The sequence below is a fragment of the Rhodopseudomonas sp. B29 genome (assembly GCF_000333455.1).
Lineage (GTDB): Bacteria > Pseudomonadota > Alphaproteobacteria > Rhizobiales > Xanthobacteraceae > Rhodopseudomonas.
This window is the reverse complement of the sequence record NZ_BADD01000753.1, coordinates 1-9,776: the sequence shown is the minus strand read 5'-3', so window position 1 is coordinate 9,776 and position 9,776 is coordinate 1. Positions and strand designations below refer to the sequence as shown.

Here is a 9,776-nt window from a genome sequence, read left to right as displayed (position 1 = left end):
CGTGCCATACCATCGAACCTCCGAGAGGTTCAGTCGGCAAGCAGGGCCATCAAATAAGGCCGCGGATAGATGCCTCTGTTGTGTCCGTCTGAAAATGCGATGTTGATGCCGTAACCGAGGTCCTGGACCGCGATAATCCCGATGCCGGGAAAAGACGCCGGAAATCGACCGTCGAAACGTGCGCGCTTGCAATGGGCGCATTTGCACGCGAAGCGTAGCTTCTCCGCGCTCAGCACGGCGGAGCCGCCGGTCGCGTTCAGCCTCAGCGAGGCCAGATCGTCGCCGACTTCGTAGTCGGCCGTCGCCGCTGCAATCATGCCGTCTCCTGACGTTGCCGAACGGCAAGGCTAGGAGCGTCACGGCGCGCGCCATAGCAACAAATTGCCTTCATCGGCAGAAAAGCAGAATGATTTCGCCGCTGACGCGATCCCTGCGGAAGTTTTGCAACTAATTGACTTCGAGTGCGGAATCGCCGTTGCGATGCAGCACGATGTTGGCGACATCGTCATCACCAGACGCGGCAAAGTGCCTGCGCAAGTGGAGATGACGATGAGCGCATTCCAGACCGAAACGGTCTTGTCGGTGCAGCATTGGACCGACTCGTTGTTCAGTTTCACCGCGACCCGCGATCCGGGTTTCCGGTTCCAGAGTGGCCAGTTCGCGATGATCGGCCTCGAAGTCGACGGCCGCCCGCTGATGCGCGCCTACAGTATGGCGAGCGCCAATCACGAGGAAGAGCTCGAGTTCTTCAGCATCAAAGTGCCGGACGGACCGCTGACGTCGCGGCTGCAGAAGATCAAAGAGGGCGACCGCATTCTGGTCGGCCGCAAGGCGACCGGAACCCTGATCGCCGGCAATCTCCTGCCGGGCAAACGCTTGTTGCTGCTCTCGACTGGCACCGGGCTGGCGCCGTTCGCCAGCCTGATCAAGGACCCGGAGATCTATGAGAACTACGAGACCATCGTGCTGGCCCATGGCTGCCGCCAGGTTTCGGAACTCGCCTACGGCGAACGGCTGGTCGAGAAGCTGCGGGACCACGAGTTTTTCGGGCCGCTGGTGTCCGATAAGCTGCATTACTACCCGAGCGTGACCCGTGAGCCGTTCCGCAACCGCGGCCGCATCACCGATCTGATCGCCTCCGGCCAGCTGTTCGAGGACATCGGCCAGTCGCTGCTCGATCGTGACACCGACCGGGTGATGATGTGCGGCAGCCCGGCGATGTTGGCCGAATTGCAGGACATGATGGCGGAACGCGGCTTCTCCGAGGGCAATCACAGCACGCCGGGGCACTTCGTCATCGAGAAGGCGTTCGTGGAACGCTGATCGGCCGCCGACAAATCGCGCTCCGGCGACAACTAATTGCTATCGCCGGGCGCGCGCCTGAACAACTCTGGTCCAAGCGGCGGTTCGCCGACGAACCAGGAGCGAGTGATGGCAATGGACGAGATCATCGACGGGCTTTCCGAGGTGTCTTGCGACGTGTTGGTGATCGGGGGCGGCACGGCCGGTCCGATGGCGGCCCTCAAGGCCAAGATGAAGAACCCAAAGGCGAACGTCGTTCTCCTGGAGAAGGCCAACGTCAAGCGCTCCGGCGCGATCTCGATGGGAATGGACGGGCTCAACAACGCCGTCATCCCCGGTTACGCGACGCCGGAGCAGTACACCAAGGAAATCACCATCGCCAACGACGGCATCGTCGATCAGAAGGCGGTCTATAAATACGCACAGAGCTGCTATTCGATCATCGAGGAGCTCGACAGCTTCGGCATCCGCTTTCTCAAGAACGAGAATGGCGACTACGCGGTGAAGAAGGTTCACCACATCGGTACCTATGTGCTGCCGATGCCGAACGGTGAGACCGTCAAGAAGGCGCTGTACCGCCAGCTGCGCCGCGCCCGCATCCTGATCTCCAACCGCTACATGGCGACGCGGCTGCTCAAGGGTGCCGACGGCCGCATCGCCGGCGTCGTCAGCGTCAACACCCGCACCGCCGAGTTCCTGGTGATCAAGGCCAAAGCGGTGATCCTGTGCACCGGAGCCGCCGGCCGGCTCGGCCTGCCGACCTCGGGCTACATGTTCGGCACCTACGAGAACGCCGCCAATTCGGGTGACGGCTATGCGATGGCCTATCACGCCGGGGCCGCGCTCGCCAATCTCGAGTGCTACCAGATTAATCCGCTGATCAAGGACTACAACGGCCCGGCCTGTGCCTATGTGGCGGGTCCGTTCGGCGCCTTCACGGCCAACAACGAGGATCGCCGCTTCATCGAGTGCGACTACTGGTCGGGTCAGATGATGCTGGAGTTCTACAACGAGTTGTTGTCCGGCAAGGGACCGGTGTTCCTGCAGCTCAAGCATCTGCACGACAAGACCATCGAGGAGATCGAATCGACGCTGCACAAGGTCGAGCGGCCGACTCGCGGTCTGTTCCAGCAGGGCAGGGGTGTGGACTACCGGAAAGAGTCGATCGAGATGCACATCTCGGAGATCGGCCTGTGCTCCGGTCACAGCGCCTCCGGCGTGTTCGTCGACGACAACGCCCGCACCACGGTGCCGGGCCTCTACGCCGCCGGCGACATGGCCAGTGTGCCGCACAACTACATGCTCGGCGCCTTCACCAACGGCTCGTTCGCCGGCCTCGACGCCATGGAGTTCGCCGACAACCACGACTTCGCCGAACTCGACGCCGGCGAGATCGCGCGTGAGCGCGACCGCGTGCTGGCGCCGACCAAGCGCGAGGACGGCATTCCGCCGAACCAGGTCGAGTACAAGACGCGGCGGCTGGTCAACGACTATCTGCAGCCGCCAAAGGTGACCCGCAAATATGAGCTCGGCATGCGCCGGCTCGCCGAAGTGCGCGACGACATGGAGCAGCGCATGATGGCGCGCAACTCGCACGAGCTGCTGCGCGCGCTCGAAGTCGCCTCGATCATGGACTGCGCCGACATGGCGGCGCACGCCTCGATGTTCCGCGAGGAGAGCCGCTGGGGCCTGTATCACTGGCGCACCGACTTCCCCGAGAAGGACGACGCCAACTGGTTCTGCCACACGCTGCTGAGCAAGCAGAACGGCCGGATGACCAGCGAGAAGCGCGCGGTCGAGCCCTATGTGGTGCCGATCGCCGACGACGAGAAGGACCTCTACGACAAGCAGCGTGTCCGGGCCACCGCCTGACGGCCGACAGAAGGAGATCGACAATGCCTCTCGCGACTTATCAGACTTCTGTCCCCGTCGTTGTCGACGACGCCAAATGCATCGCCGACAAGGGCTGCACGGTGTGCGTGGACGTTTGTCCGCTCGACGTGCTGCGGATCAGTGACATGACCGGCAAGGCCTACATGGCCTATGACGAGTGCTGGTATTGCATGCCCTGCGAAGCCGACTGCCCGACCGGCGCCGTCACCGTCAACATCCCGTATCTGCTGAGGTGATCATGAGCAGTCCGTTCGAATCCTACGACGATCTCGACGACGCCGACGAGCGCCTGCAGGCCGCCGATCCGGCCGAGCGGCGCGTCGCGATCATCGCGCTCGGCCACTCCGGCGATCCCGCTGCGGTCGGCCATTTGGCGAATCTGGTAGCCGATCCCGACGCCGGCGTGCGCCAGCAGGTGGCGATGGCGCTGGGTGAGTTCGATGGTCTGGAAGCCGCGGCGGCTTTGGTGAAGCTGCTGGTCGATCCGGAGCGTATCGTCGCAGCGGCGGCCGCGGACAGTCTCGCGGAGTTCAAGGATCCGGCTTCGGCCGATGCCATTCTGCCGCTGGTCAGCCACCCGCATGCCTTCGTGCGGACGGGTGCGCTACGCGCGCTGAAGGAGTTGCGCCGTAAGGACACGCTCAAGCCGGCGCTCGAAGCGCTGCAAGACCCGGACGCTGCGGTTCGCGCCCAGGCGATCGGCGTCATAGGCTTCCTCAAGCTCGAGGAATCGATCCCGGCGCTGACGGCAGTGATCCACGATGCCGATCCGCACGTGCGGCGTGCCGCCGTCAGCGCGCTGGCGTTCTCGCATCTGAAGATCGCCGCCGAGACGATTATCAAGGCGCTCGGCGATGCTGATTGGATGGTGCGCGAGATGGCGGCGGAGACGCTGGGGCTCAACACCCACGGCAGCATCGCCGCCGATCAGCTGATTGCTTGCCTTGCCGACGAGTACTGGCAGGTGCGGCTCAAGGCGATCCGCAGCCTGGGGCGGATGAAGATCGGCCATGCCGTGCGCGCGATCGGCCAAAGCGTCACCCACGAGCACGCCAACCTGCGCAGGAAGCCGCCGCAGCGCTCGGCGAGATCGCTTCGCCTGAGGGCGAGCCGTTCCTCGCCGTGATCGCCGACGATCTCGATCCCGACGTGCGCAAGAACGCGCGGTGGGCTCTGCAACAGATCGCGGCCAGCAAAGCGCGCAGCGGCGCATGAGCCGCTGCGACGGTTAGTTGCCTCTGCGGAGGGAGCCGAGCTTAGTGATTGAGCGGGCGTGGCCGCGCCGGAATGACGGCAGGGCCGTGCTGCAGGCCCTCGGGCGCAATGCCGACGCTGCCGGAGATCGGGCGCGCTGCGGCCGATATGTCGATCGACAGTTTGCGGTCCTGGGCTTCGGTGATTGCCGGAGAAAGGCCGCCCTCGGCGCGATCCGAGGCGCGGATCGGCACCATCGCCCGGATCGGGGCCTGCTCGCGCTCGGGGATGCTGAACAGCGTCTCGGCCGGCACCGGCAGTGTCAGCCGGTTGTCGGCGGACTCAGCCGGCAACAGGCGCGGCCAGGGCGCCGGCATCGGCACTGGGACTTCGCCGCGAGCCAGCCGCCGCTGAGCCGGCGCTCTGGGCAGCAACCGCTCGGTGTCGACGCCGAGGTCGGTCTGCGACGGGCCGGGCAGCATTTCGGCCTTGTCGAAGACGAAGCTCGGCACCTTCGGCCAGCGCGACAGCGCAACTTCTTCGGAGATCGGGTGCAGCTTCCACTGCTGCGGCTCGGTCGGCGTCTTCGGCCGGTCGGGCGTCGCCGGCACGACGTGAACGATGTGATAGCCGCCGGCTTTCAGCGCCGCGAGGATTCGGGGCAGGGCCTGGACCGTCCGCTCGTGGATGTCATGCAGCAGCAGGATGCCCTTGCCCTTGGCGGCGATCCGGCTCATCGCCAGCTTGAACACCTGGTCCGACGAGATCGGACGCCAGTCGTCGGCCGGGAAGTCGGCGCTCCAGGCCTGGATGCCTTGGCTCGCCAAATAATCCTCGACCGCGCGGGCGCGCAGCAGGCCGGGAATGCGGAAGAACGGCGCCAGCGCCGACTTGTCGCCGTTCAGCGCCGCCAGCGTCGAGGCAATACCCTGATCGACTTCCTGCTTGGCCTGGTCCTCGCTCATGCGGTTGAAGCTGAGCGGGTGGTTCTGGCTATGGGTGCCGATGGTGTGGCCGGCGTCGCGCAGCTTGCGGACGCCCTCCGGATAGGACTGCGCCATCCGGCCGATGATGAAGAACGTCGCCTTGACGCAATCCTTGGCCAGGATGTCCAGTACCTGGTTGCTGTATTTCGGCAGCGGACCGTCGTCGAAGGTCAGCACGACCTCGTGGTCCTTCAGCGGCAGCGTTTCGGAATATTGCATGGTGCCGATGCGCGGGTGCTCGCGCGGGTCGACGACCAGCGTGCGCGAGGTGCCGAGAGCATTGGGATTGCCCGGGCAGCTCTGGGCCGCAGCGGTGCTGATGCCGGACGCCAAAGCCGCGACCGTGCAAAGCGCGCCGAGCAGGGTGCGGCCGCGAAGGCTGTCAAAGGAACAGTCGGACAAGGAAATCACACCGCCTCACGCATCTTGAACGGCTCGAGCCGCAGCACCGGTCCGTCAAAATACCGGGATTGGCATGAACGCTGACTTAACCGTGCGGCCGGGGCGTGTCTGTAGCTGCTGCGCCGCAGCATCCCAGCTACGCGCTGGGATCATTGCACAACAGTCGGCGTTCCCGCGACCGTGGGTTCAGGATTGGCGGGGACGACGTGGACCACGCGGTAGTTATTCTCGCGCAGCCATTTCAGGAACGCCGGCATCATGTTCGCGGTATGGTGGTGCGGGTCGTGAAATAGGATGATGCCGCGGCCGGTGACCTTGAGGCGGTCGGTGATCAGCTTGAGTTCCTGTTCCGGCGTCATCGGCAGCCAGTCGCTGGCCCACAGATCGGCGCCGAACACGACGATGCCGCGCTTCTGCAGATCGTCGAGCAGCGCCGGCGTCGACTCGAAATAGGGGAAGCGGAAGAACGGCGTCGACGGTACGTCGGTGGCTTCGCCGTGCAGTGCCTTCTCGTCGGCTGCGATACCGCGGTCGATCTCGGCCAGCGCATCCTGGTAGCTGAGCTGATTGAGATGTTTGTGCGTGTAGGTGTGGTGGCCGACGGTGTGGCCCTCGGCCACGATCCGCCGCACCAGTGCGGCCTGCGACGAGGCAGGCTTGCCGACCAGGAAGAACGTCGCAAGGACGCATTCATTGGCCAGCGCCTCGAGCACTTTCGGCGTCGTCGCCGCGGGACCGTCGTCGAACGTCAGCACGACCTCGTGATCCTGCAGCGGCAGCGTCTGCGGAAAGCTCTTCAGCCCGACGCGCGGCGTCGTCTTGGCGTCCACCACCAGCGTGCGCGAAGTGCCTAGTACGCCGGCACGGGGACAACTTGTCGCGTGGGTTTGCGAGGATGAGGCCTGGGCTGAATGGGCGTGCGAAAACAGCGCAGTCAGAGCCAGCAGCGCGGCTGTCCTGGCCCTCGGCGGGATGCCAAGGCCTCGCCGCCATCGAGATCGTTTGCCACTTACGATTGTCATTGCGCTGAGCATCACCGATTGGGTATTGCGGGGCCATTCGTCCGCCGACAGACGGTGCATCTTGCCCGACGGCGCGCGAATCCTGCAACCGATAAAACCCGCGGAGTGCGCCATGACCGATGATATCGAAGCGGTCGTGCGGCCTGTGGACGTCGCCTCGGCCCAGCCGCCGATGCGTGATGAGGATGGCAAGATTCGCCCCGATTTCATCGCGGCGATCTCGGCGGCCATCGGCCGCGAGGATGCCGGCCTGCTGCGCGAGATCGTCTCGGAACTGCACGAGGCCGACCTCGGCGATCTGATCGAGGCGCTCAATTCCGACGAACGCGTGCGGCTGGTTGAACTGACCGGCACCGACTTCGACTTCTCTGCGCTCAACGAAGTCGACGACACTGTCCGCGAAGAGATCCTCGAAGAGCTCGAGCCCGAGACCGTCGCCGAAGGCGTCCGCGAGCTCGACTCCGACGATGCCGTGGAACTGCTCGAGGCGCTGGACGAGGAGGATCAGGACGAGATCCTCGACAAGCTGCCGCCGTCCGAACGCGACGCGATCGAACGCAGCCTCGACTACCCCGACAACTCCGCCGGCCGGCGGATGCAGACCGAATTCATCGCCGTGCCGCGCGACTGGAACGTCGGCGAGGCGATCGATTTCATGCGCGACGCTCCCGACCTGCCGGACCGCTTCTACGAGATCTACGTGGTCGACGGCGTCAATCATTGGCAAGGCGCGGTGGCGCTCGACGTACTCCTGCGTTCGCACCGCGATGTGCCGCTGACCGACCTGGTCGACGAGGACCGCCGCAAGGTGTCGGTGCTCGAAGATCAGGAGGAAGTCGCGCGGCTTTTCGGCAAGTACAATCTCGTCGCGGCTCCCGTCGTCGATGAAGCCGATCGGCTGGTCGGCGTCATCACCATCGACGACGTCGTCGACGTCATCGAGGAAGAAGCGGACGAGGACCTCAAGGCGCTGGGCGGCGTCACCAGCGACGAAGAACTCTCCGACCGGGTGTGGACGATCGCGCGCGCCCGTTTCAACTGGCTGCTGGATCATCTGGCGACCGCCTTCCTGGCGTCGTCCGTGCTCGGCCTGTTCGAAGGCCAGTTGCAGCAGATGGTGGCGCTGGCCGTGCTTGTTACCAATCGTCGCCAGCCAGGGTGGCAACGCCGCGACCCATACCATGACGGTGGCGGTGCGGGCCCCTGGCCACCCGCGAACTCGGGCCGTGGAATGCGATCCGCGTGGTTTCGCGCGGAGGCGCTGGTCGGACTCGTCAACGGCATTGGTTCGCGGTGATCACCGGAGTGGCCGCCTATGCCTGGTTCCGCATCCCCGGCCTCGGCGTCGTCATCGGCCTCGCGATGGTCTGCAATCTGGTCGCCGGCGCGTTGGGGGGATCCTGATCCCCATCGCTCTGGAACGCTTCCGGGCCGATCCGGCAGTCGCTTCCGGCACTTTCGTCACCACGGTGACGGACGTCGTCGGGTTCTTCTCCTTCCTCGGCATCGCCACGCTGTGGTTCGGACTGAAGTAATCAGCGCCTTCCTGGAAACCATTTGCTAAGCCCCGCAATCGCCCGTCATTGGCAGCGGGCGCAACTCGCGACATACTTCTCGCGCTGATTCTCGTTTTTCGCGTCGACTGCCGGGCGGTCCACATGCTGTTCGTCGAGGCGCATGGCGCCAAAATTCCTGCGATCGGACTCGGCACCTGGGAGCTGAGCGGCAACTCCTGCGCCCGGGTGGTCGAGCAGGCGCTGCGGCTCGGTTATCGCCACATCGACACCGCACAAATCTACGAGAACGAGCGCGATGTCGGCGAGGGACTACGCAGCTCTCACATCCGGCGCAGCGAAGTATTCGTCACCACCAAGGTCTGGACCACGCATTTCGCGCCCAACGACCTGCTGCGCTCCGCCAAAGAAAGCCTGGTCAAGCTGAGGCTGTCCGAAGTCGACCTGTTGCTGCTGCATTGGCCGAACCCGCACGTGCCGCTGGCGGAAACACTGGGTGCGCTGGCCCATGCGCGCGAACTCGGCATCACGAGGCATATCGGGGTCTCGAATTTCACCGTGGCGCTGCTCGGGCAGGCTGTTGCCGCTTGCCCGGCCCCGATCGTCTGCAATCAGGTCGAGTATCACCCGTTTCTCGATCAGACCAAGGTGAAGGCTGCCTGCGCCGCACACGGCGTCGCGATGGTCGCCTACAGCCCGATCGCCAAGGGCCAGGCCAAGAAGGACGAAGTGCTGACCAAGATCGGCGCCGCCCATGGCAAGACCGCCGCGCAAGTCTGCCTGCGTTGGCTGGTGCAGCAGAACGTCGCCGCCATTCCGCGCACCTCGCGGATCGAGCGGCTGTCGCAGAACATCGACGTGTTCGACTTCACCCTCAACGACGCCGAAATGAGCCGAATCTCGGCGCTCGCCAGCCCCAAGGGCCGGTTGGTGAACATGGCCACGGCGCCGGAGTGGGATTAGGTACGCCGGCCAAATTGCAGCTTCGTTGGGGCCAATAATAAGCGCGTGACGATTCTCAACCCGTCATGGCCGGCACGAGTGTATGGCCCGGACACATGGGTAACAGGTGTTCGGAGACATAGGTCACGGTTTCATTTAGCCGATTTGTGCAGGTCGATGCATGCGATTTTGTGGGCACCGAAGAAGACGCCGAAGGTGCCATCGGTGGCGGTTGGTCTGATCGCTAGCAGCTCGCCACGGAAGGCTTCGGGAGCGCTGAAGCGGCGATTTGCGAAGCGGAAGTCGGCTTTGAGTTTGCTGGCGCGGCGTACAATCGTGCCCTCTTCGTATTCGACTTCGGGCAGCTTGTTTGGCATCGAGCGTTCGCTCGGTCGATAACGGCTCGCCGGCACATCGTAGTCGATCGCCTGGTGTGGCCCGCTCAGTATTGTAGACCTCGCGCCAGCGGTCGAATGCCCCCTGGATTTGCCCGCAGGCTCGAGAACGTCACCATGGCCAGC

General features: G+C 64.6%; 7 protein-coding genes and 3 pseudogenes. 6 read left to right on the top strand and 4 right to left on the bottom strand.

Features of this window, described 5'->3' with window-relative positions; genetic code table 11:
• Positions 1–29 precede the first annotated feature (29 nt).
• Positions 30–317 (bottom strand): DUF971 domain-containing protein, encoded by a 288-nt coding sequence (locus I5M_RS27245; protein ID WP_022724290.1) that lies wholly within the window; start codon positions 315–317, stop codon positions 30–32.
• A gap of 232 nt (positions 318–549) precedes the next feature.
• On the opposite strand from I5M_RS27245, the gene I5M_RS27240 reads away from it, so the two are divergent.
• The 4 genes and pseudogenes from I5M_RS27240 to I5M_RS30725 all read left to right on the top strand — a co-directional run bounded on the left by I5M_RS27240 (position 550) and on the right by I5M_RS30725 (position 4,410).
• Positions 550–1,323: a ferredoxin--NADP reductase gene (locus tag I5M_RS27240; RefSeq protein ID WP_031337765.1), complete on the top strand. Its 774-nt coding sequence runs from the start codon at positions 550–552 to the stop codon at positions 1,321–1,323.
• A gap of 108 nt (positions 1,324–1,431) precedes the next feature.
• A complete protein-coding gene (locus I5M_RS27235) occupies positions 1,432–3,174 on the top strand; it encodes a fumarate reductase/succinate dehydrogenase flavoprotein subunit (RefSeq protein WP_022724288.1) in 1,743 nt (580 codons plus the stop codon).
• A 23-nt stretch (positions 3,175–3,197) separates the two neighbouring features.
• Positions 3,198–3,431 carry a ferredoxin family protein gene (locus I5M_RS27230; RefSeq protein ID WP_022724287.1) on the top strand — a complete coding sequence of 78 codons (234 nt, stop codon included), beginning with the start codon at positions 3,198–3,200 and terminating at the stop codon, positions 3,429–3,431.
• A 2-nt stretch (positions 3,432–3,433) separates the two neighbouring features.
• Positions 3,434–4,410 (top strand): annotated as a pseudogene (locus I5M_RS30725) (HEAT repeat domain-containing protein).
• Between the two features lie 41 nt (positions 4,411–4,451).
• Here I5M_RS30725 and I5M_RS27220 read toward each other — a convergent pair.
• Positions 4,452–5,777: a polysaccharide deacetylase family protein gene (locus I5M_RS27220; RefSeq protein ID WP_022724286.1), complete on the bottom strand. Its 1,326-nt coding sequence runs from the start codon at positions 5,775–5,777 to the stop codon at positions 4,452–4,454.
• Positions 5,778–5,926: 149 nt separating this feature from the next.
• Positions 5,927–6,799: a polysaccharide deacetylase family protein gene (locus I5M_RS27215; RefSeq protein WP_051048844.1), complete on the bottom strand. Its 873-nt coding sequence runs from the start codon at positions 6,797–6,799 to the stop codon at positions 5,927–5,929.
• Positions 6,800–6,911: 112 nt separating this feature from the next.
• Between I5M_RS27215 and mgtE the strand changes: the two are divergent.
• Both mgtE and I5M_RS27205 read left to right on the top strand, forming a co-directional pair.
• A pseudogene (gene mgtE, locus I5M_RS30720) lies at positions 6,912–8,334 on the top strand (magnesium transporter).
• A gap of 123 nt (positions 8,335–8,457) precedes the next feature.
• The gene (locus I5M_RS27205; RefSeq protein WP_022724284.1) at positions 8,458–9,276 is read left to right on the top strand and encodes an aldo/keto reductase; all 819 of its coding nucleotides are present in this window, start codon (positions 8,458–8,460) and stop codon (positions 9,274–9,276) included.
• Between the two features lie 131 nt (positions 9,277–9,407).
• On the opposite strand, the pseudogene I5M_RS33410 reads toward I5M_RS27205, so the two are convergent.
• Positions 9,408–9,776, bottom strand: a pseudogene (locus I5M_RS33410) (hypothetical protein); the annotation flags it as partial.

Excerpts from the sequence above, each read along its gene's own strand:
- I5M_RS27245 (WP_022724290.1), bottom strand. The coding sequence starts at position 317 with ATGATTGCAGCGGCGACGGCCGACTACGAAGTCGGCGACGATCTGGCC.
- I5M_RS27240 (WP_031337765.1), top strand. The coding sequence starts at position 550 with ATGAGCGCATTCCAGACCGAAACGGTCTTGTCGGTGCAGCATTGGACC.
- I5M_RS27235 (WP_022724288.1), top strand. The coding sequence starts at position 1,432 with ATGGCAATGGACGAGATCATCGACGGGCTTTCCGAGGTGTCTTGCGAC.
- I5M_RS27230 (WP_022724287.1), top strand. The coding sequence starts at position 3,198 with ATGCCTCTCGCGACTTATCAGACTTCTGTCCCCGTCGTTGTCGACGAC.
- I5M_RS27215 (WP_051048844.1), bottom strand. The coding sequence starts at position 6,799 with ATGACAATCGTAAGTGGCAAACGATCTCGATGGCGGCGAGGCCTTGGC.
- I5M_RS27205 (WP_022724284.1), top strand. The coding sequence starts at position 8,458 with ATGCTGTTCGTCGAGGCGCATGGCGCCAAAATTCCTGCGATCGGACTC.